Source organism: Niastella populi, from assembly GCF_002078015.1.
GTDB classification, from domain to species: Bacteria; Bacteroidota; Bacteroidia; order Chitinophagales; family Chitinophagaceae; genus Niastella; species Niastella populi.
Genome location: NZ_LWBP01000078.1, coordinates 164698 through 188499 on the forward strand (window position 1 = coordinate 164698; position 23802 = coordinate 188499).

Below are 23802 nucleotides of genomic sequence, written 5' to 3' on the forward strand. Positions count from 1 at the left end.
CATACTTTGCCTGGAAGCCGCCATTATAAAAGCTCACATTGCGCGCCAGTTCGGGATTAATAAAACTGAGCCCCTCCTGCTGGCCGCTACGCACCAGGTATGGACGGAAAACTTCAAAATCGTTCACATAGATCAGGTTCTCGTCGTAGTTACCGCCACGTACCGAATACTGCGAGGTAAGCTCATTGTTGGAACCGACGAATACTTTTATGAGGCTTTCGATACCACCGGTGGGCGAAGGAATATTGATGGCGTTTTTTGGATTGATGACCACCAGGCCGGCCTCGCGCCGTTGCCGCTGGTCGGTAATTACCACAGGTTCCAGCTCGCGGGCGCCGCGCTCGAGGCGCACCACCAGGTGTTCTTCCTCATTTTCGTTGAGCAGGAAATTGCGTTGTTCGGTTTTATACCCGGTATAGCTGAAAACGATGGCAAATGCTTTATCGGCCGGAACGCGCAGGCGAAAGGTACCGGAATCGGAAGTTGTGATGCCCTTTAGGCGTCCCAGTATCACTACTGAAACATTTCCGAGAGGTTGTTCATTTTCACCCACAACCCGGCCAGTAACCCAGGCCGTTTTCTTTTGCGCAACCACCTCAGTGGAAAAACCAACTGCGAAGAATAACAGTAAAAAAGGGACAAATTTCACCCGGGTATGTTTTAGTGCCGTCGAAATTAGTTGAAATTGACGTCATTAGAAACTGAAAATGGGCAATTTTATTGTTACCGGGTGCCGGTTACCGGGCGCCGGTTCAGGCCGCACTATATTTAGTTGCAGGTTATAAGATCCAGGTTACAGGGAAATTTTATCGAAAAGCGACTTGTTGATTATTATTGACAACTTTGGTTGTACAGAACACAAATACAAGTTCTCATTAGCAAATTAGCACATCAACATTTGCGTCTAACGCACACAAACACTTGCAAACGATCACTACGTATGTACACATTATATTAATCTTATAAGTGCTTCTTTGTAGCAATGCCAATACCGTTGCCAAATTCTGGAATACTGTTCCCTGCGGTGGACAACGGCATTTTTCGGCATGCATATAAACGACTGATTATAAGCATGTTAATATTTGGCATTAGGTTGGGAAATACGATTACAACAACGCGATCAGCGCACAGATGCAGAAAGAAAAGGAAAGTGATCAAAAATGAGTGATGCCGGAGAAAGATGCTGATTGCAGGTTCCCGCTGAAAGCGGGACAGGCTGTGGGGGATTTCTACTTTGAACAAACTTACTTAATAATATTTTCCTGGAAGGCGTGTTTTGTACAGGGGCTGATATTCTTATCGGCCCATTTTTTTTATGTTCAACTGTATTGGCCTATTTTCAAACCCCGTTTAAATATTATATTCGCTATATATAACCGCTACCCTGCCACCCCATTCCCGTAAGTAAGTTTTTTCTATTCCTATACCATTTACTAAAACAAAAATTAACCATGAGCAATTCAGCTTTTCAATTTGCTTCGCCCGAAACTTTAACGAAGCTGGCCAGTATTAAACCTTACGTGCTTGTTGTTTTAACCAAGGGGGAAAATTATGGGTTAAGCGATACGCCACGGATCATTCAAAGCGAACACCTGCCTTATATCTTTGAACAGCGGCGCGACAATCAAATGGTGTTAACCATGCCCGTTATGGACAACAGCACGAACCTGGCAGCCGTTGCTATTTACAATACCACCGATAAAGATGAAGTAAAACATTTGATGGATAAAGACCCCGCTATCATGGCCGGCGTGTTCAACTATGAAATTGTGACCGGCATGGGTTTACCGGGCGATAAACTGCCTTAAATTTATTATGACCTAAAAGCAAGATCCCGTTCCATTTAACCGGAACGGGATCTTTTGCCTTGTTGCTTATATCCTGATTTTCCTATATGACATAAAAAAAACCGGAGGATATTGCGGTACGAGTAAAACTCGGTTACAATAATCCACCGGTTAAACGAAAACGGAACGAACTTCTATCACAAATTCAGTGCAAAGGTTCTTTGGATCCAGCCAGTGGTTAAGCCCACCACAACCAGTAAAACAACTATAAGTAAAAAGATGGCCCAAACGGGCATACCCCGTCGATGCACAGCCGTACGTCTTGTACCATCAACAGTTCTGGTACCATCGACAGTTCTTGTACCGTTGCCATATTCCGGAGCCATTTCATTTTCTTTTACCACTCTTGCTTTTATAACATATCCGGCGTACCGGCTACTGAATGCATCAACTTCTACCTGATTCCTTACCATTTGTTCTGCCACAAACAATTCTCCGTTGGCTGAAGGTTGATAAGCCTGTATCACCACCGGAAATTCTTTATCGTTTATTACCATAACAAACTATTTTGTTTACATACGTATTATTGCAAAACCGTTGCCATGGACGCCTCGCAGGTTATTGATTGAATATTAAGCAAATCAACCGGTGAGGAATAATTTACTCATCGCACTGGTTTGCTTTATGCAGTTGCGGGCTTTTTTTCCGGCGTTCCTGGTTATACGTTTCTGAGGTCTTTATCGGCTTCCTTCTGTATCCGCTTCTTCGATTTTCCGTTTGATGTTGCCATACAAAACTGTTTCCATTATGTATGCAAAAAATGCCACGGGTAATCGCTTCTATAAACAGGTTTTTTCTGTAGATATTTTTTCGCAGCAGTTATAACTACTGCTCATTCATTTCGGGCTTAACGGGCTTTACAGCGGCCAGCGAACGGGTTGGCGCTCTTTCATAGAGCGATACAGCGCTGTGAACAGTTCAACCGTTTTTCTGCCTTCCTTTGCCGTTACCAGCGGTTCGCGGTTTTCGGCTACGGCCAATATAAAGTCGCGGTTCTGCCGGCGCACATAATGTTCAACAGCATCTGTTGCATTGAACTCGGCGGTATCGGCGGCACGCCATGCTTCCAGGTGTTGTTCATCGCCGGGCACCGTCCAGATGTCGTTTGTAGGTGCTTCGAGAATAGCCGATTGTCCCGGCAGGAACATGGAGCCGCCATCGGTTTGTACCCCGGCCGATGCGCCATTGGAACCATGGATATGCACTTTGCCATAGATCCCCGGCTTTTGAGCATTGCTTACAACTATATTCGCCACCGCCCCATTCTTGAAACGAATGATAGCAGTTGCCGTATCTTCTACTTCTATATACGGGTGATTGATGTTTTGCCAAACGCCATACAGTTCTTCCATTTCACTGCCCATATACCATTGCAGCAGATCGAGCTGATGCGGCGCCTGGTTCACCAATACACCTCCCCCCTCTTTATCCCAGCTACCGCGCCAGGGATCGCTTTTATAATACTTTTCATCGCGCCAGCCATACATAACTACCGTTCCCAACATGGGGGTTCCCAGTTTGCCGGCATCGATGGCCTGCTTTATGCGCCGGCATGCGGGGTAGAACCGGCGCTGGCTGATCATGCCCAATTGTTTATTGTACTGCGCAGCCGTTTCTATCATGGCATCACAATCTTCCAATGAAACGGCCAGGGGCTTTTCGGTTAACACATGCGCCCCGTTTTGCAGGGCAATAACGGCGGCCGCGCGGTGGGCCGGGTGCGGGGTACATATAACCACAACCTGTACCTGCTCTTTTTGTATCATTTCAGCAATATCACTATAGGCCTTAACGCCAAAGCGGGCTGCAGTAGCGGCCGCTTTTTCTGCATTGCGGCTCTGCACCGCTACCAGTTCCGTTTCTTCAATATTCTTTAATGCCTGCGCATGTACCTGCGCCATTTTACCACACCCTATGATAGCTGATTTTAGCCTGGTCATATATTGAATTCTCTTTTATAACGTGAGATTATTACCCAATTAATGATTTATGATTTTGAGATTTTAAGATTTTGAGATTTTGAGATTTCGAGCCACGGCATAAATCCCGGGATCAGAAAATTCTAAATCCTAAATCATACAACTTCAAATCATACATTTTCAAATCCTACATCTCTAAATCTTACCCAGCTTCAGAAACAATGGAAAATAAAAGCCTTTTTCGGTATCATCCCGCCACACCTTTTCAATTTCAACTTCCAGCTCATTTACGGGATTGTATCCATTCGCTTTTATAAAATGCTGTACGCCCGACCAGGTATTGAAATAACCAGCCAGGTGCTGCCTGTTCCACTGAACGCTTATGCGGAACTCTTTTTCCGGTAATGGTTCATAAGGGAACGGAACGGTCGTGTAATGCTCGTCGATATACCGGCGTTCTTTATCCCAATATGCGCCAACTGTTTCGCGGTAAAACGTATTGATGAGGGCGTTGACCGCTTCATCTTCACATACTACCAGACCGTACCCCCAAACAGCTATGATGGCGCCGGGTTTAGCCACGCGCTTCACTTCTTTACCAAAGTCATCAAATTTGAACCAGTGGTAAGCCTGGGCTACTGTTATGCAATCAAAGCTGTTATCGGCAAAGGGAGTTTGTTCTGCGGTTGTTACTGAGTAGGTGACCTTTTCATGCGGTTGCGCCTGCTGCAACTGTTTTTCGCTGAGATCGGTAGCAAACACCTTTTCAAAGTATTGCGCCAGATCAACGGCTGCCTGTCCGTTCCCCGTGGCGCAATCCCAGGCCTGCTGCCTGTTTGTTACCTGCTGCAAAATATACTCATATAACCCGCGCGGATAACCCGGGCGGTATTGAGCATAGAGTGAGGCCTGATCACTGAAAAGATCTTTTGCCATAGCATTATACTATTTTTTTCAACTGTGCAATGGTGTCTTTGGGATCTTTTGATTTGAATACGGTATTACCGGCCACCAGCACATGCGCTCCTGCTTTAATGATATCGGGTGCGTTTTGCAGGGTTACGCCGCCATCGATCTCTATTTTGGCAGCAAGCCCTTTTTCATCGATCATGCGGCGCAGGGTGGCAATCTTATTTAGCGTATTGGGAATGAATTTTTGTCCGCCAAAACCCGGGTTAACGCTCATGATCAACACTACATCTATATCGTGCAATACTTCTTTCAATGCTTCCACCGGCGTATGGGGGTTCAATGCCACACCGGCCTGCATGCCCAGCGATTTTATCTGCTCAATATTCCTGTGTAAATGGGTACAGGCTTCGAGGTGAACGGTTAAAATATCCGCGCCGGCTTTTTTAAAGTCTTCCACATATTTTTCCGGTTCAACGATCATCAGGTGCACGTCACATATTTTGGGCGTTGCTTTTCGTATGAAGTCGATGATCATTGGGCCAAACGTAATGTTGGGCACAAAGCGGCCGTCCATTACATCGAGGTGAACCCAGTCGGCCTGGCTTTCATTGACCATTTTACAATCCGTTTCCAGGGAAAGAAAGTTAGCCGATAAAAATGAGGGTGCTACTATTGCCATGATATGTTAATGTGATAATTTGATAATGCGATAATGCGATAATGAAATTACAGGCGAAAGCAGAAAACCGCTAAGCGCTGCAGGCCAACCCGGAATCCTGCAAATACTTTTGAATTACGAATAAAGAACTGCGAACAGTGAACAGTGAACAGTGAACAGTGAACTGTGAACTGTGAACTATGAACTGTGAACTGTGAACTGTGAACTATGAACTGTGAACTATGAACCGTCACCTATTTCTCCACCCTCCTGATCCCTTCCCGCGCTTCGTCAAATCGCTTATCGATGGCCAGCGCCCGTTTATAATTTACAAGGGCCAGGTCTTTTTTCCCCTGCTCTTCATAACAACGCGCCATCCAGTACCATGCATCGGGATTGGTGTTTGCAACCGTAGCGGCCATAGTGAACACTTTCAATGCACTATCGATCTTCTTCAGGTCGTGAAATATGATACCTTTTTCAATATAGGCGTCGGCAAATTTCCAGTCGCGGCTGATGCATTCATTGAACAACTGCATGGCCTTGTCGTATTGTTTCGTATCGGAGTAGTAGCTGCCTTTCAGGTACAGCACATCATTTAAAATACCGGAAGTGTCTTTGCGAATAAGTTCGTCGCAGATGGTAATTACTTTGGGATTTAAGGTAGCGGCATATAAACTGGCCAGTGCAAGGCCGTTGTAGTTGAGGGGTTGTACCTGGTAGCTTTTTTCCATTGCCTGAATAGCAGCCGGGGTATCGTTCAATTGCGCCAGCAACACCCCTTTTTCATACCACACTTCAAAGTTCATAGAGTCCTGCTGCGCCCACTCATCATATTGGGCCATGGCTTTATTGTTTTCGCCTGTTTGTGTATAGATCTCGCCGAGGCGGCGGTGCAGATCGGGATTGGCAGGCCATTTGGCCAGACTTTCTTTCAATAGCCTGATCGCCTCTTCGGGTTTGTTCACCAGCATCAGGTTAGAGACGTATTTCAGGGCAACAAATTCATCAGGTTTTATTTCCCATGCTTTTTTGTAATCGGCCATGGCCAGCTCATGCAGATTGTTCTGCGAAAGCAGCACAGCCCGCTGCATATACAGCTCCTGGTTTTTAGGAAATTGTTGTATACTGTCAGTGAGGCCGGCATAAGGCGGTGTGTTCAGGATCTTTTCGGCCGAAACCCTGTCATTGTTCCCCGAAGTACAACTGCATAACCAACATAACCAACCAACCAGTAAAACCGGTATAGAGACGCATTTTTTCATCAGTATAATAAGTTTTTTCAAAGGCGCGGCACCGCACACGGTATACCATTGCATCGGCATATGATGAATATTACAAATACCAGCATCCATGCACGATCCTGGGCAAAACTAACCGATTTTTATAAAGTACTTATGACAATATTCTGACATGCAAACTATTTAACAAAATTATCTTCATTTTATCAAGCGCGCATTACCAGTTATACAACACATTGCGCGCTTGTAAAACCTGTTGTATATGAAGAAATGGCTATTAATTCCGTTGCTGGCCGGTATAACCGGCATCGCCCTTATGGCGTTTGATCCTATGCCCTTGCCGCCTGCAGTTGCACCGCAGGCAGCCGATACCATCCTGTACCCTGAAGAAAAACATTTTAAGAACGTTCGGCAACTGACGTTTGGCGGCGATAATGCCGAGGCTTACTTCAGTTATGATGGAAAATGGCTCGTATTTCAACGCACCAGCGTAAAAGACGGCATTCCCTGCGACCAGATCTTTGCAGGAAAGATCCCTGCACCCGGCGCTCCTTTTGAATATAAAATGATAAGCACCGGTAAAGGAAGAACTACCTGCGGTTTCTTTACCAAAGATGGTAAACATATCATTTACGCATCAACTCATCTGGGCGGCGATAGTTGTCCGCCACCGCCCGACCGCTCCAAATACGGTAATAAGTACATATGGCCTTTGTACAGCAGTTACGATATTTTTATGGCCGACCTCGATGGAAAGATCGTTAAACAACTTACCGGCAGCAAAGGATACGATGCCGAAGCAACGCTGTCGCCCGATGGTAAAAAGATGATCTATACAAGTGTAAAAGACGGCGACATTGAACTTTACATAATGGACCTGCAAACCGGTAAGGAAAAAAGGATCACACATACGCCGGGTTATGATGGCGGCGCATGGTTCAGTGCGGATGGTAAAAAGATCATCTGGCGCGCTTCGCGCCCGCAAACACCTGAAGCATTACGATCGTACAAAGAACTACTGGCCGAAAACCTGGTAGCGCCTACACAAATGGAAGTGTTCATTGCCGATGCCGATGGCAGCAATGCCCAACAGATCACCCGGCTGGGACAAGCCAACTGGGCGCCGGCTTTTATGCCCGATAGCAAACACATCATCTTTGCTTCGAACCATGAATACAAAAGAGGTTTTCCGTTCAACCTGTATACCATGAATGGTGATGGCAGCAACCTGCAAAAGGTAAGCCGTGATAAAGGTTTTGATGCATTCCCTATGTTCAGCCCTAACGGTAAAAAGATCGTTTTCTGCAGCAACCGCAACAATGGCGGAACACGCGACACCAATATTTTCCTTGCAGACTGGGTAGAAGAATGACGCAGAACGCATGCTACACTTCATTTTCTTAGTAATGTGTAGGTGTGGCACACCCCACCTCCAGCTATCAGGAATCAAATTTGATGTTTCCGGTTGCCAACATTAGCTTTGCGCCAAATCTCCGCATTATGAATTTTTTAGTTTTACTACATAGCTATTTAAGGTGGATACTGTTGATATTGTTACTGGCTTCGATCTTCAAAGCCCTTTCGGGTATGAATGGTAAAAAGGCATTGACAGCTGGCGACAAAAAAATATGGTTGTTCACCATGATCACTGCCCACACTACCTTGCTGATCGGTTTGATACTTTTGTTTGTTGGCAGAATTGGTTTTACCAATATACCTGAAGGTGTAAGCGTAATGAAAGATGCCACTTACCGCTTCTACCTGGTAGAACATCCGCTGATGATGCTCATAGCCATTGTATTCATCACTATTGGCAGAGGACAGGCAAAAAAAGCGATCCCCGATGCAGTCAAGTACAAAAAAGCGTTCTGGTTCTTCGTACTTGCCCTGATACTTATTCTGGCAGCTATTCCCTGGCCTGCACGCGAGATCGGCCGCCCGCTATTCCCCAGCCTGTAATGTAGAATATACAATTCTTATAATATAACTGAATGCCATTCGCCGTTGCGGATGGCATTTTTTACTTCAATAACGGGCTTGCTAACGCGGTTTTAGCTACGTATTCAATGAAAAATAACCGGTTCTAAACCAACCGGTTCTAATTCATTTCTAATGAGAAACCCTTCTATCTGCCTCATTTCAATTCAATTACACCGCCCTCATGGATATGTAACAAAATGAATTACAACACAATAATAGAATTGTGCGGGCGTTTTTGGATGCGGTGAAAATGACCTTCGGGAGGCCGGAGCAGGACACTACAGGACATACGTTTGACTTAAACACGATACGTTTGTGCGCCCGGAACTAAACTGTTAAAAACCAGCAGCCACTAAACATCATTTTTACTTACCATGTTGAAAAGTGGCATTGTGCGGGTCTATCGTATATAGAAAAACGATATGCTTATCTTGCTTGCTCCTGTTGAATAAATTCATAAAACTTATTGGAACTGAAATTATAAGAATAAATATTTCGGCAGACTTTTTGAAATTTATACATAAACGTTATCATGACACTTAACACCTTGGCGAGAATCCGTACCAGCGTTTTATTTTTATGCTTACTATTCTCCTGTTCTACCCTTTTTGCACAAAACCAGACCGTCAATGCTGTATACGCAGGCACGGCATATGAGTATGACCAAAGCTCTGATGCCGGCGAAATGGTAAGAACTGATTACGTATTCTATTTCAGGCCAAATTTTTCTTTTTGTAGCGGACTTGATAAACCTGACTGGCAGAAGCGTGTAGATGGCACTTACGCCATCACCGGCAATCAGCTGAAGATGAAATTCCTGAACGATGGTTCTGAAAAAATAATCCTGTTAAGCGTTACCGGCGAAACCGGCCAGTCTGGTGCAGCAACATTTATCAGACTGAACCCCTCCAATGTTGTTCCCACCGGCTTTTATAAATATGTAAGATCTTCTGGTAAAGCAGATGGTTTTTATTTCACTGATGGTAAATTCAAACGTACTGCAAGCCTTACCACACTATCTGGCGGCAGCACCAGCAGCGCCGATGATGGTTCCTATACCATTACCCAGGGACAGCTGGCACTTAAATACAACACCGGTAAAACAACCAACTTAAGTTTCTTCAGCAGTCCTGAAAAGAAATCGATCGTTGTTATCAACGGCGATATCTATTACCTCGATGAAGAAGAAATGGCCAAACACGGCGATATAAAACAACCAACAACCACTAATGCTGCACCGGTAGTAACGAAAACGAACGATGTACTGGATGCTGGTATGAACCTGTTGAAAGAGGCCAATCTGTCGCATGGCGGTAAGAGCCTCGATGGCCTCAATACCATGAAGGCAGTAATGAACACCAATAACCTTACGCTTACCATGCAGGCAGATTTTACCCGCCAGATCGTACGCCTTGAGTCGGCCTTACAGGGTAACGTGATCCTGCTTGAGCAAATGGAAGGCAACAGCGGCTGGAGTTTCGACGGCAATAGCTATGCACCGCTTTCTCCGCAACGTGTAACAGAACTGAAACGTTACCTGTTCTGCGGTTTACCGGGTTTGAAATCAGACCTGCTGACCAAATCAACCGCTACCCTGCAAACACAACAATATGGTTTGTCGTCGGTAATGGTAATGGTGAACAGCATGCGCGCAGGTTATATCATCAATAACAATAACCGCCTCGAGGCGCTGATCGTCGTTGATCCGCTGAGCGGCACCACTACCTTTACCTATTCAGATTTCAAGAAAACAGGCAACATTTTGTTACCATATACCGAGATCATGCAGGCCGGCAAACACGCCCAAACCATTACGTATGAAAGTTATGATATCAACCCAACGTTTGGTAAAGACACGTTTTCAAAACCAAAATAGGTTTGTGGTTTATGGTTTGTAGTTTGTGGTTGCGTTGAATTTTGAGCAGTCTTCACAATTGGCAACTACCCTGCTTATCAGCAGTAATTAATTACTTATAAGTTTAAGCCTTCCCTATACCGGGGAAGGCTTTTTCATTCCACCCGGCTTTTGGCTTTCCATTATCCCATTATCGAATTATCACATTAGCATATTAGCACATTAGTTTTCGTATCTTGCCCTCAACCTTAACGAAATATGATCACATACAATCCTAAAGACTGGTTTACCTTTATTTTCCGGTTTCATAAGGCCGACACCCTTCGCCAACTGGCCCCGCTTATAATTGGAATAAGCGTTTACTGCTGGATCGTCGCATTTCTTGAATTGAATGTCTTCAGGCTATCGGAAAACAGCCATGTAAAGAATATAACCGCCATGCACACGCTCCTGAGCTTTGTGATCTCGATGCTGCTGGTATTCCGTACCAATACCGCCTATGACCGCTGGTGGGAAGGCCGTAAGCTATGGGGTTCGCTGGTGAACAACAGCCGTAACCTCGCCATTAAGCTAAACGCTATACTGGGTCATGAAGAAGCAGCCCACCGTTCATTCTTTAAAAAGATCATTCCCATGTACGCGTCGGTGCTGTCGCACCACCTGCATGCAGAAACAACCCGCCTCGCCCTTGACGAGCATGAACATCCAGAACTAAAAAATCTCGATACCAACCGGCATATGCCCAACCAGGTGGCCTCTATGATGTTTCAACGCGTGAACCGCCTGTACGAGGAAGGAAAGATAAAAGGCGATCAACTGATCGTGCTGAACAGCGAACTGCAGTCGTTTACCGATATCATGGGCGCCTGCGAACGCATCAAGAACACGCCGATCCCATTTTCGTACAGCGTGTTCCTTAAAAAATTCATCTTCTTTTATGTGATGACGCTGCCCTTCAGCTTTGTGATCAGCCTCGGGTATATTGCCATACCCGTTGTTGCATTTATCTTCTACGTACTGGCCAGCCTTGAGCTGATCGCCGAAGAAATAGAAGACCCTTTTGGCGGCGATGAGAACGACCTGCCCATGATCAAAATGGCTTCGAATATAAAAAAGCACGTGGCTGAGATCCTGAACTAAGCCCCGCGTTATTCGTAAATAGAATGAAAGATTGTTTTCAGCTTATCATTGCCGGTTGTAACAGCCGGCATTTTTTTTATCTGCTCTTCTATATTTTTTATACGGTCTTTAAATACCGGGTGCGTACTAAGGAAAGAAGCGGTTTCAGCACCACCGCCGCTTGCTTTCTGCAGCATATTCATCAACTTAACCATACCCTGTAAATTAATGTTGTTCTTTGCCATCAGTTTAAGCCCGTTGTCATCGGCTTCCGTTTCGAGCGAGCGGGAATACTCTAAACTTTTTAACGCATTTGCATTATCAACTACCACGGCCGTAATACCTGTGTCGTTCCCGAAAAGCAGCGCGAGGAACATTTTGCGGGAAAGATCGCGGAAGATATTACGCAGGGAATGGCGCAATCCAACATGCGAAGACTCATGCCCCAGCAAAGCGGCCAGTTCTTCGGGCGTTTTCATTTCTTCAAGAATGGTGCTGTATACTACTATATGTCCGCCTGGCATGGCAAAGGCGTTCATTTCATTCGATTCAACAACGGTTATGGTAACCGGGTAACCAACATCGTACTGTAATTCTTTATAAAACTCGTTCAGGATTGCCGTTTTATTTGCATCGACCTTGTACTGGCCTATCATCGCCTGGTACATTTGTTCGCCCATACTGATCTCCGTTTCCTTTGAAAAACCGCGGGCAATGCGTTCGCCCAGCCAGGGAATGAACCACAGGTAAAGGCCAAGCAGGATGCCGAGGATGATCAATGCAATTATCGACAGCTTGGTCCACACACTGCCCAACACCCGGCCCTGTACATTGCCAAAGGCGCGATGATGCGAGAGCGTTCTTCTAAGCGCCAGTATCAATTGTTCGTCGCGAATGCTCAGGCGTTCCGTTTCTCCCCTGTTGTTTCTATATTGTAACTCGCTTTGTATGCTTTGCTGTTGAAAACCGGTAATATCTTTGGTTAGCCAGTTCACATCTTTTTGCTGGTTATTTTCATCGAGATACCGGATGGTGATGGTAACGGCCGATATAAAAATGGTTGCCGTGTAAAAACGGCCCGCCGCATCATGGTAAGTAGCAGAATAGGTAGTCATATTGGCACTAATATACGAAGTCAGAACAAAGTTAACGAGTTAACCGGTTGATGAGTTGACGGGTTCACAAGGATAAGTTCGAAGAACCAAAATTACACTCATATTGCAGGCACAGGATCAAAATAACAAAACCTGGTGTTTTTGGGGCGTTTTGGAATTTTGAGATTTTCTTATATACTTCGGTCTTAAATTTGATTATAGAAAGTCTTTCCCGACTATGAAATACATTATTCCTGTAGTAGCTATATTCTTCTGTATCACAGCCTGTAACAGCAGCAAAAAAGTAACCATTCAACCAACGGCCGAAACGCCTTCGCGGCTTTTACCGCCATTGCCTTCATCCATTATCAACATTCCGTTCAAAATTAATATGAAGCCGTTGCTGGCAATGATGGATTCGGGCACTGCCAAAGAATTCACCAATGACAAATGGCCCAACTATACCCCATCGGGCTGCGATTTTCGTTATAAGTTCCGTTTTGTGCGGTCGCCTTTTACCTTTAGCTGTGTCAATAATAAAGTGATGATCGGTTTCAGGGGCAATTACCAGATCGCCGGCAGCAAAACGTTGTGCACGTTCGATAAACAGGTATCGCCCTGGGTTAACGGCAGTTGCGGATTTGGCAATGAACCATTGCGCCGGGTTGATCTCAATATCAGCTCTACCCTTACCCTGCTGCCCAATCACCAGTTGCTTACCTCAACGAAGCTCGATAAACTGAACCCGCTCGACAAATGTGAGGTCACCCTTATGCAAACCGATCTTACGGGCGAAATAATGGACAGTATTAAATCATCTATTGAAACGTACTGCGGTTCCTTCGACAAATTTGTTCAAACCCTTAACAACAACGAACTACTGCGCCAGTGGCGTACCGGCGGCAGCCGCGTAATGCCTATCAGCACATACGGATTTTTAAATTTAAACCCATCCATGCTGCGGGTGAGTAAATTCAACGTGTTCAGGGATACGTTGTATTTTTCCATTGGCTATACCGGCCAGCCTAAATTCTCTTCCGACAGCCAGCGGCTGGTAACACATGCCGCCCTGCCGCCCATAAGCGAAAGTAATTACGTTACGGGCATCAATACCAGCCTCGACGCCGTGTACCAGTACAGCTTTTTCAACAAGCTGATGAACGACAGCTTACGCAACAAACCATTTGAAGTGGAAGGCCGCACCTTCGTGATAAAAGACGTGAACGTGAGCGGCACCAACGATGGCAAAATACAGGTTGATGTTTCTTTCAGCGGTAACCGCAAAGGCGTATTGCACCTGAAAGGAACTCCCGTGCTCGATGTAGAAAAACAGGTGCTGAGTATGCCCGATGTAAGTTTTGCGGTAGATACAAAAGATATGATGGTGAATATAGCCAAGGCATTGTTCCGCAAAAAGATCATGAAACAACTGGCGAACCAGTCGGTACTTGATATTGCGGCACTGATAAACAAAAACAAGCCGGCTATTGAGGCCAGGTTAAATCAACCGGTAACGCCCTGGATGAGCACTGCCGGCACCTTCCAGGAATTTCGCCTGGTGGGTTTGCTACCGCAGAAAGATTACATTCAGGTACAGGCATATATTCGCGGCATGTTGATGGTAGTTGGCCAGCCGCCGGTGAGTATGCTGAAGTAATGTGCTGATTTGCTAATGTGCTGATCTGCTAATGAAAAGCAGCGGATGATACCATTCGGGGAGTTCTTTTTTACTCAGACTACCTGAAATTTCAGGCTTCTACCAATTCCCAATCCCTAATTCCCTTTTTGGCTTTCTACCCAATTCCTGCTTCCAAATTCCCAACCCTTTCCATGCTTTCAACCCCATTCCTTTTACCCCGCCTGAAACACCTACCTTTACTAAAGAAACATTTTTTTAACATTTTACGCTTCCTGGGCAACCTGCGAACCCATTCCTGCGTAATGGCCATTGAGTTATGAAAAACAAATAGTTAGCAAAGAAAAATATATTCCCGCAAACCAACACCCTTGCTAGATAACTCAAACATTTCCTCATTACTGAGTGGCTGTCGCAAAAATGATCGCAACAGTCAAAAGGAGCTATATTACCTGCTCCGTGGATTTGCCATGAAGATATGTTACCGGTATACCAACGCCATGGAAGAATGCGAAGAAATTGTGAATGAGGGGTTTGTAAAACTTTTCAAAAATATTCACCAATTTGATGAAACCAGGCAGGAAGATACCTTACTGTCGCTGAAGGGGTGGTTCAAACGAATCCTGATCAATACCTGTATCGATCATTACCGCAAAACCAACTCATCGGTAAATGGCCATGTGCTTACACATGAATCTGAAACCATTGCCGACCAGGGGGAGAACGGAATTGATATGCTATCGTACAAAGAAATTATTGAAGCGATCCGGTTACTTTCGCCGGCTTACCGGGCAGTCTTCAATCTGTTCGTGATAGAAGGGCTTAGCCACGAAGAAATATCGCAAACACTGGGCATTTCGGTTGGCGCCTCAAAATCCAATCTCTCCAAGGCCAGAGACAACCTAAGAAAACTTTTGCAGAATAAAAATATTATAAAAGCGTATGTATCCCCTCCACGATAAAGACCTAGACCGTTTAAGCCGCGAAGCTTCAGAGCACTTCGAGGTGGAGCCAGGCGCTTCTGGATGGGCCAGTCTGGAAATGCGCCTGGATAGCGAATTGCCGCAAAAGAAGAAAAAGCGGCGATTCCTGTTCTGGTTGTTTTTCATTTCCGCCACAACCGGCGGCGCTTTGATCGGCATATTGAAATATCAACCGGCAACTCCATTAGAAAAAAATGTAACTGGTGTTGTGTCGCCAGCCGGTAAAGCCGTGCCCGCGCCACCCGATGCACCGGTTCAAAACCCAGCCCGCGCCAATATAACAGATGCCGTACCCGGCAAATCAACAACCGGTAACAATACCCCGGTGGCGCCCTCCCGGGCTGATGCCACTCCGCAAACTGTAACCGGCGGCGCCAGGCCCGTTAACACATCACCCAACCCAACAACTGCGCCGGTAACGGTTAAAGAGATTCCTGTTCCCGCTGCGCCGGTAAACACAACGCCCGGTAAGAACTCAACCCAAACATTTGCCAAAACCGATAAGAACAATACTTCAAAACCCGGTACAAAAAGGCAGGGTGTCATTAAAACGCCGCTTGACTTAAACTACGCTCCCATTGAGCGAGGTAACAATACCAACAGCGCGGCAACAATAACCAAAAAGTCAAAACGCAAACCGGGTAAACAACAGTCCATAACCGCCGGTCAACATCAACAAACAATACAACCAGGGAACAACAGTACGCCCGGGCCCGATACAAAAATAACCGCCGAAGATCAACAGGTAACTGCCAGCCAGCCCGATCAAACAAACGCGTCAACGCCTCAACAGCCAGCAACGACAGCAGCTGCTGCGGAAAAGAAAGATGCAGCAACCGGGGTTGTCGCCGATTCAACTAAAAAAGAGGAAGCTCCTGTTGTAAAAAAGGAAAGCGACCGCAAGCAGGACAGGAAAGTAAAAGGGCTGGAACTGGGTGTTATGGCCGGTCCGGACCTGACCACCGCGAACTTCGGGGGCGCTTATAAAACCGGTTATAACTTTGGCTTACAGGCAGGCTACCGGTTATCGAACCGCTGGTCGGTAAATACCGGCATCATTTACACTAAAAAATTCTATAAGGCCGACAGCCAGGATTTCCATTACAAAATGCCCTGGAACTATAAGCTGAAGAACGTAGAAGGCAACTGCTCTATGTGGGAGATACCGGTGAACGTACGGTACGATTTCTCTTACAATGACAAACGCCGCTGGTTTGCAAGCACCGGTTTGTCGACCTACCTTATGGATAAAGAGTACTACGATATTTACTATACCTATAATGGTAACCCTAATTATCCGCCGTACCCTTACGCGTCAGATTCCAATTCGAATTATTTCTTCTCCATCTGGAACCTGTCGGCCGGCATGGAACGCTCATTAGGAAAACATTTCAGCATACAGGCCGAACCGTATTTGAAAATACCGTTGAAGGGATTGGGCGCAGGCACCATGCGAATGACCAGTTACGGCATTTTATTTACCCTTAAGTATAAACCAACGTTCAACTCAAAAAGATCGGGTACAGGGAAATAGTTGACGAGTTGACGGGTTGACGGGTTGACGGCTTAATACGGTTCCTGCGGTTTTTTCGTAGTACCAGGGCCGCATAGCATCTGCAATCATAAATATCTGCACATATCACTTTAAAAGTAGCACCACGCTGCCCCGATATACTGGGGCAGCTTTTTTTATGATCAAAACCGCTGCAAGCTTCGGGCGGCTTTGCATAAGGAACCAGGAACATAAAAACTTATACTACTTCAAACCATAACTTCTTCTGGTCGTTCCAGTCCCCATTATAATTAATGAATAATTCTTCTCCCTTTTTGATGGCCCGCACGGTTTTTATGGAGATGAGATCGTGCTCATAATCCATTTCATATTCGCAGTTCGATTTGTAAGAATGATTATAAATGGGAACATACCCCAGCGCCATACAGATCTGATCGTGGTTGTCGCCCCATTCAAAAATATAATCGTGTAACAAGGTTTGATCAATAAGCTGGCGGTCTTTTTTGGTCATAACGATCACCGGTGCCATTTCAATAACGGTGCCTGCCTTTAGTTTTTCTGATGTAAATACCCCCCTGCCCATTTCTTTTGTAGGGGCGATGTACAGACAAGGTAATATCATTAGTAATATTATTTGGAAACGGGTTACAATATACACGTAACCGACGAATCAATTGGCAATTGGCAAGAAATTCCAATTGGCAATACGCAATTGGCAAGGGTTACCTATTTTTTAGGACCACCGGCTCTTTGCCAATTTCATATAGCTTTTCGCTTTGGGCTTTAGCACCTTGCGGTTATTGCCAATTGCCTATTGATTTTTGCCGATTGCCTGTTGTCTATTGTCAATTGATTAAATTTGACCCATGAGCACGGAAATAGAAAATGCCAGAGAACGTTTCCTGCACCTGATGCGCCAGGAAGATGTGTTACAGATGCGGGAGTTCCTGAACGACCAGAATATCAGCGAGGTGGCTGAACTGATCAACGAGTTTCCCGAATATTCGAGCCAGATCATTGGCAATATGAGTATTCACCGGGCGGCCAGCGTGTTCAAGATCCTCGATCTGCCCGCCCAGAAAGAGATCATCGGGGAATTGACGCCCTTCAAAACCGCCGAGCTGCTGAACGAACTGCCGGCCGATGACCGTACGGCATTTCTGGAAGAGCTCCCCAGCGAGGTGGTAAAAGAGCTTATCAAACTGCTCGACCCCGATGAGCGCCGCGTAACGTTGTCGCTGCTCGGCTATCCCGAAAGCAGCGTAGGCCGGCTGATGACCCCCGATTATATCGCCGTTGGGGTTGACTGGACCCTTCAGGAAGTGCTCGAGCACATCAGGGAAGTGGGTAAAGACAGTGAAACCATCGATGTGATCTATGTAGTGAACGACCGCGGTGAATTTGTCGATGACGTGCGTATTCGCGAGATCATTCTTACCCCACCCCTGAAAAGAGTAGAAGAAATTATAGATAACCGTTATATTACCCTGAATGTAAATGACGACCAGGAAATAGCCAACCAGATCTTTAAAATGAACAACCGCATGGCCCTGCCGGTGGTGGATGATAAAAACATCCTGCTGGGGATCGTTACCATCGATGACGTGCTGTGGGTGGCCAATGAAGAGTTCAGTGAGGACATTCAGAAGATCGGGGGTACCGAAGCCCTTGACGAACCCTACCTCGAAATGCCCATTATGAAACTCTTCAAAAAAAGGGTTGTATGGCTTATCGTGCTGTTCCTTGGCGAAATGCTAACAGCCACCGCTATGGGCTATTTTGAAGATGAGATCGCCAAAGCCGTTGTGCTGGCCCTGTTCGTTCCCCTTATTATATCAAGCGGAGGTAACAGCGGCTCACAGGCTTCTACCCTTATAATTCAGGCCATGGCCGTAGGCGAGATCCACATTTCAGACTGGTGGCGCGTAATGCGGCGGGAGATCATTTCGGGGTTGATGCTGGGCACTATACTCGGACTGATCGGCTTTATACGGGTAGCCTTATGGAACAGTATCTTTCATACCTATGGCGCCCACACCGTGCTTATCGGCAGCACCGTAGGCTTTTCATTGATAGGTGTTGTGCTTTGGGGCACCGTATCGGGGTCTATGCTGCCTATTATATTAAAAAAACTGGGCGCCGACCCGGCCACTTCGTCGGCCCCTTTTGTTGCTACGCTTGTTGATGTAACCGGACTGGTGATCTACTTCTCGGTAGCCTACGTGTTTTTAAGCGGAATTCTATTGTAGTGTCGAATATCGAATGATCAAATTATAAATGTTGAAATAATACACTCCCACTTCGAAATTCACCATTCAACATTACATAATTCAATATTTTCGGCCTTTACGTTAATTTGTATACATGAAAAAACTACTGCTCCTGCTGTTGATACAGCCAACCCTTATCACTTATGGCCAGCTCGGCCCGTTAACTGTAGAAAAGATCATGCGCGAACCGAAATGGATGGGTACCTCCCCTTCCAACCTGCAATGGACAGCCGATGGAAGATCTTTGCTCTTCAACTGGAATCCTGAAAAAGCGGCAACCGATTCCGTTTATTATATTACTACAACCGCCACCACTCCGAAAAAATCAAACCGGGAGTTTAGAAAAGCTGCCATTACGGAAAACCAGATAAAGTATAATGGGTTGCACGATCAATATGTGTATGTGCAGGATGGTGATATTTACCTGGTACAGGTAAAAACCGGTAACCGCCGCCGCATTACAGAAACAGTTGCCACGGAATCGAACCCACAGTTCGCCTTCAGGGATCAAAAAATAGTATACACCCGCGAACAAAATGCCTGGGCCTGGGACATTCAAACCGGTGCCACCAGCCAGCTTACCAACTTTCAAACAACCACGGCGCCCGCCGGCAGCGGCGCTCCACGAAACAATCAGCAGGAAAAATGGCTGCAAATAGAAGCGCTTGAAAATTCAATTGTACTGCAACGGCGCAAACAGAAAAAAGACCAGACCGATTCCATACTGAAGGAATTTAGAAAAGAAAGATTGCTGCGTTCCATTCCGCTCGACGGAAAAAACCTGTCGATGCTTACAGTAAGTTATGATGGCCGGTATATTTCGTATCGCCTCACCGCAACTGTTACAGGCAAATCGGCCATTGTGCCCAGTTATGTTACGGAGAGTGGTTATACAGAGGACCTTTCAACCCGCACCAAAGTGGGCGCCACTCAAAATACGCAGCAGCTCTTTGTGTTTGATACTGAAAAAGACACTGTATTCATTGTAAAAACCGATTCAATCCCCGGTATCTACGATCTGCCTGATTATGTAAAAGACTATCCCGCCCTGTATAACGAAAAAAGCAAGAACCCTCCACTTCGTGCAGTGAATTTTACCAATACCAGTTGGGCGCCTACCGGCAATTATTCCGTGGTAGAAGCGCGTGCGCAGGATAATAAAGACCGCTGGCTGTTATTGCTCGATGGTGCAACCGGCCGTTTGTCATTGCTCAACCGGCAACGCGATGAAGCGTGGATAGGCGGACCCGGCGCAGGCGGATTTCCCGTTTTCAATTCAGGCTGGATAAACGATGAAACGTTCTGGTACCAGTCTGAAACCAGTGGCTACTCTCATTTATATACTATTAATATAAAAACAAAAGAAAAGAAGGCGCTTACCAGCGGTAATTACGAAGTGCATCACGCGCAGCTGTCGAATAATAAAAAATTCTTTTATATCACCACCAATGAAGCGCATCCCGGCGAACAGCATTTTTACCGTTTGCCGGTTACCGGCGGCAAAGCGGAACGCATTACCACGCTTACCGGTTCAAACCAGGTAAGCCTTTCACCCGATGAAAAATGGATTGCCTTTCTGCATTCCTACAGCAATAAACCCTGGGAACTGTATCTGCAGGCGAACAGTACAACAGGCAAACCCATACAGATAACCACGCAGGCCCAAAGCGCGGAATTCAGATCATACGCCTGGCGCGATCCGGAAGTGATCACCTTCACCGCACGCGACAGCGCCAAGGTATATGCCCGGCTGTACCGCCCCGCACAACCACATGCCAATAAACCGGCCGTAATATTTGTACACGGCGCCGGCTATTTGCAAAATGCGCATAAATGGTGGAGCTCCTACTTCAGGGAATACATGTTCAACAACATGCTGGTTGATAATGGGTATACCGTGCTCGACATCGATTACCGCGGCAGCGCCGGTTATGGCCGCGACTGGCGCACAGGCATTTACCGCTTTATGGGAGGTAAAGACCTCGACGATATTGAAGACGGCGCCCGCTTCCTGGTACAAAATTATGGCGTTAACCCACAACACATTGGACTGTACGGGGGCTCATATGGTGGATTTATAACTTTAATGGCATTATTCAAAAAACCTGCTATCTTTGAGGCCGGTGCCGCATTAAGGCCCGTTACCGACTGGGCCCATTACAATCACGGCTATACCTCCAATATTTTAAATGAACCTTTTAGTGACAGCATTGCGTATCGTCGCAGTTCACCCATAAACTTTGCAGCAGGCTTACAGAACCATTTACTGATTTGCCATGGCATGATCGATGTAAATGTTCATTTTCAGGATGTTGTACGTCTCACGCAACGCCTGATAGAATTAGGCAAAGACAATTGGGAGCTTTCCGTTTATCCGTTGGAAGATCATGGCTTTACCGAGCCTGAAAGCTGGACAGACGAATACAAAAGGATCTTCCGGCTGTTTGAAACCGTGTTAAAAAAATAATCCATTTTTCCATTAAAACGCAGAAACGCCTAAAGCAAAAGGCTGAACTCCGAATTTCGGGCTGGCTGAGTTTGTTCAATCAGCACCCGCTACGGGGAGCAGCGTTAAAGCGTTAAGCATAGAAATTCCGAATTTCGGGATGCCTGATTTTATTCGGTCAGTACCCGGCGCGGGAAGCAGCGTTAAGCGTTAAGCCTTTAGCATTAAGCCTCAATGCATGTTTTCGCACGCTGTATGCTATTTTTTTTGATAATATTGCGCAACCGTTTGCATTTTGCGGCATAGATTTTATTATAACTCAAGACAACAGTTAAAGACTGTAAACTCAACACTTAATAATTGTAAACTTAAACCCCTGTAATTATGTGCGGAATTGTAGCATATATAGGAAATAAGGAAGCTTACCCGATCATTTTAAAAGGATTAAAACGTCTCGAATACCGTGGATATGACAGCTCCGGTGTTGCGCTTTTGAACTCCGGCCTGAACGTATATAAGAAAAAAGGAAAAGTGGCCGAACTTGAAGAAACCCTTGTTGGAAAAGACCTGCATGCCAACATTGGTATTGGCCACACCCGTTGGGCTACCCACGGCGAACCCTGCGATCGCAATGCACACCCGCACTTATCAGAGAATGGTAAACTGGCCATGATCCATAATGGAATCATTGAAAATTACAACCAGTTAAAAAGCGAATTACAGAAAAAAGGATACAATTTCATCAGCGATACCGATACGGAAGTATTGCTGAAATTCATTGAAGATATTCAACTCAACAATAAATGCGGCCTCGAAGAAGCAGTACGTATTGCCCTGAAACGCGTAGTAGGCGCTTATGTTATTATTCTCATCGACCAGGACAATCCCGATACACTGATCGCAGCACGCAAAGGCAGCCCGCTTGTAATTGGTATTGGCAAGAACCGCGATGAGCATTTCCTTGCCTCAGACGCTTCACCCATTATCGAATACACAAAAACAGTAGTGTATGTGAACGATTATGAGCTGGCCATCATTAAACCCGATGAACTGATCTTAAAAAATCTGGGTAATGAAAAGATCACCCCGTTCGTTCAACAGCTCGACCTCGAACTGGCGGCTATTGAAAAAGGCGGTTACGATCATTTTATGCTGAAAGAGATCTTTGAACAGCCCAGCACCGTATTCGATTGTTTACGCGGCCGGGTTGATGCAGCCAATGGCACCATCACAATGGCCGGAGTTGAAGCCAATATTGAACAATTGAAAAATGCACAGCGTATTCTCATCATTGCCTGCGGAACCAGCTGGCATGCCGGTTTGCTGGCCGAATATATTATCGAAGAATTATGCCGCACCCCGGTTGAAGTAGAATATGCATCGGAATTCCGTTACAGGAACCCGGTAATACATAAAGGCGATGTGATCATTGCCATTTCGCAAAGTGGTGAAACTGCCGATACGCTGGTAGCCATTGAAAAAGCAAAAGAGCAGGGCGCCATTATCTTCGGTATCGTGAATGTGGTAGGTTCTTCTATTGCCCGCGCATCACATGCAGGCGCCTATACCCACGCCGGTCCTGAAATTGGCGTTGCCAGTACAAAAGCCTTCACCGCACAGCTGGCCGTATTAGCCATCATTGCATTGAAGCTGGGTTATGAAAAAGGCACGCTCGATAATAAACGGTTCCTGCATTTACTGAACGAACTGGAAGCTATTCCTGAAAAAATACCGGCGGCTTTAAACCAGGCCGAAGCAATAAAACAACTGGCTTATAAATATAAAGATGCCCGCGACTTCCTGTACCTGGGCCGCGGTTACAACTTTCCCATTGCACTGGAAGGCGCCCTGAAGCTGAAGGAAATTTCTTACATTCATGCAGAAGGTTACCCGGCCGCAGAAATGAAACACGGCCCTATTGCGCTGGTTGATGAGAACCTGCCGGTTGTGTTCATCGCCACAAGAGACTCATACCATGAAAAGATCATCAGCAATATTCAGGAAATAAAAGCGCGGAAAGGGAAAGTAATTGCAGTTATAACGGAAGGCGATGATGTAATTACCCAAATGGCCGATGATGTAATTGTAGTGCCCGCTGCCGACGAGCTGGTTGCTCCCATGCTCAGTGTAATTCCAATGCAGCTGCTGGCTTACTACATAGGCGTTGCCAAAGGTTTGGATGTTGATAAGCCGAGAAATCTGGCTAAGTCTGTTACTGTTGAATAATTAAGTTATCTCAAAAGATGAGTGATTGGTTCTTATAAGAAGCAGGCGGGTAGCTAGTGACGAGTGGCAAGCGGGAAACCGCACCAGCCATTTACCACTGGCA

At 45.9% G+C, this 23802-nt stretch carries 18 protein-coding genes and 1 pseudogene; 11 read left to right on the forward strand and 8 right to left on the reverse strand.

All coding sequences use genetic code 11. The features are described 5' to 3' along the window. Positions 1 to 55: 55 nt before the first annotated feature. Positions 56 to 649 (reverse strand): annotated as a pseudogene (locus A4R26_RS36220) (carboxypeptidase-like regulatory domain-containing protein); the annotation flags it as partial. Between the two features lie 802 nt (positions 650 to 1451). Here A4R26_RS36220 and A4R26_RS09015 point away from each other — a divergent pair. Further along, positions 1452 to 1808 carry a YciI family protein gene (locus A4R26_RS09015; protein ID WP_081163455.1) on the forward strand — a complete coding sequence of 119 codons (357 nt, stop codon included), beginning with the start codon at positions 1452 to 1454 and terminating at the stop codon, positions 1806 to 1808. A gap of 176 nt (positions 1809 to 1984) precedes the next feature. Here the strand turns inward: A4R26_RS09015 and A4R26_RS09020 are convergent, their stop codons facing one another. The 5 genes from A4R26_RS09020 to A4R26_RS09040 all read right to left on the reverse strand — a co-directional run bounded on the left by A4R26_RS09020 (position 1985) and on the right by A4R26_RS09040 (position 6601). Beyond that, positions 1985 to 2344 carry a hypothetical protein gene (locus A4R26_RS09020; RefSeq protein WP_081163456.1) on the reverse strand — a complete coding sequence of 120 codons (360 nt, stop codon included), beginning with the start codon at positions 2342 to 2344 and terminating at the stop codon, positions 1985 to 1987. A 360-nt stretch (positions 2345 to 2704) separates the two neighbouring features. Beyond that, positions 2705 to 3787, reverse strand: a complete 1083-nt coding sequence (locus A4R26_RS09025) for a Gfo/Idh/MocA family protein (RefSeq protein WP_081163457.1) — start codon at positions 3785 to 3787, stop codon at positions 2705 to 2707. A gap of 174 nt (positions 3788 to 3961) precedes the next feature. After that, positions 3962 to 4702 (reverse strand): class I SAM-dependent methyltransferase, encoded by a 741-nt coding sequence (locus tag A4R26_RS09030; RefSeq protein WP_081163458.1) that lies wholly within the window; start codon positions 4700 to 4702, stop codon positions 3962 to 3964. A gap of 4 nt (positions 4703 to 4706) precedes the next feature. Next, a complete protein-coding gene (gene rpe, locus A4R26_RS09035; protein WP_081163459.1) occupies positions 4707 to 5357 on the reverse strand; it encodes a ribulose-phosphate 3-epimerase in 651 nt (216 codons plus the stop codon). 233 nt (positions 5358 to 5590) lie between these two features. After that, on the reverse strand, positions 5591 to 6601 hold the full coding sequence (locus tag A4R26_RS09040) for a tetratricopeptide repeat protein (protein ID WP_165760201.1): 1011 nt from the start codon (positions 6599 to 6601) through the stop codon (positions 5591 to 5593). Positions 6602 to 6839: 238 nt separating this feature from the next. Here A4R26_RS09040 and A4R26_RS09045 point away from each other — a divergent pair, with 238 nt between their 5' ends. The 4 genes from A4R26_RS09045 (at position 6840) to A4R26_RS09060 (ending at position 11552) form a co-directional block, all read left to right on the forward strand. Further along, positions 6840 to 7949 (forward strand): TolB family protein, encoded by a 1110-nt coding sequence (locus A4R26_RS09045; RefSeq protein ID WP_081163461.1) that lies wholly within the window; start codon positions 6840 to 6842, stop codon positions 7947 to 7949. 128 nt (positions 7950 to 8077) lie between these two features. Then, positions 8078 to 8536 (forward strand): hypothetical protein, encoded by a 459-nt coding sequence (locus A4R26_RS09050; RefSeq protein ID WP_081163484.1) that lies wholly within the window; start codon positions 8078 to 8080, stop codon positions 8534 to 8536. A gap of 553 nt (positions 8537 to 9089) precedes the next feature. Further along, complete coding sequence (locus A4R26_RS09055) at positions 9090 to 10433, forward strand: hypothetical protein (protein WP_081163462.1); 1344 nt, start codon at positions 9090 to 9092, stop codon at positions 10431 to 10433. A gap of 237 nt (positions 10434 to 10670) precedes the next feature. Continuing rightward, positions 10671 to 11552: a bestrophin family protein gene (locus tag A4R26_RS09060; protein WP_081163463.1), complete on the forward strand. Its 882-nt coding sequence runs from the start codon at positions 10671 to 10673 to the stop codon at positions 11550 to 11552. A gap of 8 nt (positions 11553 to 11560) precedes the next feature. Here the strand turns inward: A4R26_RS09060 and A4R26_RS09065 are convergent, their stop codons facing one another. Beyond that, complete coding sequence (locus tag A4R26_RS09065) at positions 11561 to 12646, reverse strand: M48 family metallopeptidase (protein ID WP_081163464.1); 1086 nt, start codon at positions 12644 to 12646, stop codon at positions 11561 to 11563. A 217-nt stretch (positions 12647 to 12863) separates the two neighbouring features. On the opposite strand from A4R26_RS09065, the gene A4R26_RS09070 reads away from it, so the two are divergent. The 3 genes from A4R26_RS09070 (at position 12864) to A4R26_RS09080 (ending at position 16778) form a co-directional block, all read left to right on the forward strand. After that, entirely contained in the window at positions 12864 to 14282 is a 1419-nt protein-coding gene (locus A4R26_RS09070) for a DUF4403 family protein (RefSeq protein ID WP_081163465.1), read from the forward strand. Between the two features lie 350 nt (positions 14283 to 14632). Further along, a complete protein-coding gene (locus A4R26_RS09075) occupies positions 14633 to 15223 on the forward strand; it encodes an RNA polymerase sigma factor (RefSeq protein ID WP_081163466.1) in 591 nt (196 codons plus the stop codon). Continuing rightward, positions 15204 to 16778, forward strand: a complete 1575-nt coding sequence (locus A4R26_RS09080; RefSeq protein ID WP_081163467.1) for an outer membrane beta-barrel protein — start codon at positions 15204 to 15206, stop codon at positions 16776 to 16778. Before A4R26_RS09075 ends, A4R26_RS09080 begins: the two co-directional genes overlap by 20 nt. Before the next feature lie 217 nt (positions 16779 to 16995). Here A4R26_RS09080 and A4R26_RS09085 read toward each other — a convergent pair whose 3' ends face one another. After that, positions 16996 to 17379, reverse strand: a complete 384-nt coding sequence (locus A4R26_RS09085) for an SET domain-containing protein (protein WP_081163468.1) — start codon at positions 17377 to 17379, stop codon at positions 16996 to 16998. Positions 17380 to 17623: 244 nt separating this feature from the next. On the opposite strand from A4R26_RS09085, the gene mgtE reads away from it, so the two are divergent. The 3 genes from mgtE to glmS all read left to right on the forward strand — a co-directional run bounded on the left by mgtE (position 17624) and on the right by glmS (position 23699). Beyond that, entirely contained in the window at positions 17624 to 19006 is a 1383-nt protein-coding gene (gene mgtE / locus A4R26_RS09090) for a magnesium transporter (RefSeq protein WP_081163469.1), read from the forward strand. A 115-nt stretch (positions 19007 to 19121) separates the two neighbouring features. Then, complete coding sequence (locus A4R26_RS09095; protein WP_081163470.1) at positions 19122 to 21494, forward strand: S9 family peptidase; 2373 nt, start codon at positions 19122 to 19124, stop codon at positions 21492 to 21494. Between the two features lie 363 nt (positions 21495 to 21857). Beyond that, the gene (gene glmS, locus A4R26_RS09100) at positions 21858 to 23699 is read left to right on the forward strand and encodes a glutamine--fructose-6-phosphate transaminase (isomerizing) (RefSeq protein ID WP_081163471.1); all 1842 of its coding nucleotides are present in this window, start codon (positions 21858 to 21860) and stop codon (positions 23697 to 23699) included. Positions 23700 to 23802: the final 103 nt, after the last annotated feature.

Bases quoted from the DNA above. Each gene is read 5' to 3' on its own strand.
- A4R26_RS09040 (WP_165760201.1), bottom strand. From the start codon at position 6,601: ATGAAAAAATGCGTCTCTATACCGGTTTTACTGGTTGGTTGGTTATGT.
- glmS (WP_081163471.1), top strand. From the start codon at position 21,858: ATGTGCGGAATTGTAGCATATATAGGAAATAAGGAAGCTTACCCGATC.
- A4R26_RS09080 (WP_081163467.1), top strand. From the start codon at position 15,204: ATGTATCCCCTCCACGATAAAGACCTAGACCGTTTAAGCCGCGAAGCT.
- rpe (WP_081163459.1), bottom strand. From the start codon at position 5,357: ATGGCAATAGTAGCACCCTCATTTTTATCGGCTAACTTTCTTTCCCTG.
- A4R26_RS09085 (WP_081163468.1), bottom strand. From the start codon at position 17,379: ATGATATTACCTTGTCTGTACATCGCCCCTACAAAAGAAATGGGCAGG.
- A4R26_RS09055 (WP_081163462.1), top strand. From the start codon at position 9,090: ATGACACTTAACACCTTGGCGAGAATCCGTACCAGCGTTTTATTTTTA.
- A4R26_RS09060 (WP_081163463.1), top strand. From the start codon at position 10,671: ATGATCACATACAATCCTAAAGACTGGTTTACCTTTATTTTCCGGTTT.
- A4R26_RS09095 (WP_081163470.1), top strand. From the start codon at position 19,122: ATGAAAAAACTACTGCTCCTGCTGTTGATACAGCCAACCCTTATCACT.
- A4R26_RS09050 (WP_081163484.1), top strand. From the start codon at position 8,078: ATGAATTTTTTAGTTTTACTACATAGCTATTTAAGGTGGATACTGTTG.
- A4R26_RS09020 (WP_081163456.1), bottom strand. From the start codon at position 2,344: ATGGTAATAAACGATAAAGAATTTCCGGTGGTGATACAGGCTTATCAA.
- A4R26_RS09045 (WP_081163461.1), top strand. From the start codon at position 6,840: ATGAAGAAATGGCTATTAATTCCGTTGCTGGCCGGTATAACCGGCATC.
- A4R26_RS09015 (WP_081163455.1), top strand. From the start codon at position 1,452: ATGAGCAATTCAGCTTTTCAATTTGCTTCGCCCGAAACTTTAACGAAG.
- A4R26_RS09025 (WP_081163457.1), bottom strand. From the start codon at position 3,787: ATGACCAGGCTAAAATCAGCTATCATAGGGTGTGGTAAAATGGCGCAG.
- A4R26_RS09065 (WP_081163464.1), bottom strand. From the start codon at position 12,646: ATGACTACCTATTCTGCTACTTACCATGATGCGGCGGGCCGTTTTTAC.
- A4R26_RS09070 (WP_081163465.1), top strand. From the start codon at position 12,864: ATGAAATACATTATTCCTGTAGTAGCTATATTCTTCTGTATCACAGCC.
- mgtE (WP_081163469.1), top strand. From the start codon at position 17,624: ATGAGCACGGAAATAGAAAATGCCAGAGAACGTTTCCTGCACCTGATG.
- A4R26_RS09030 (WP_081163458.1), bottom strand. From the start codon at position 4,702: ATGGCAAAAGATCTTTTCAGTGATCAGGCCTCACTCTATGCTCAATAC.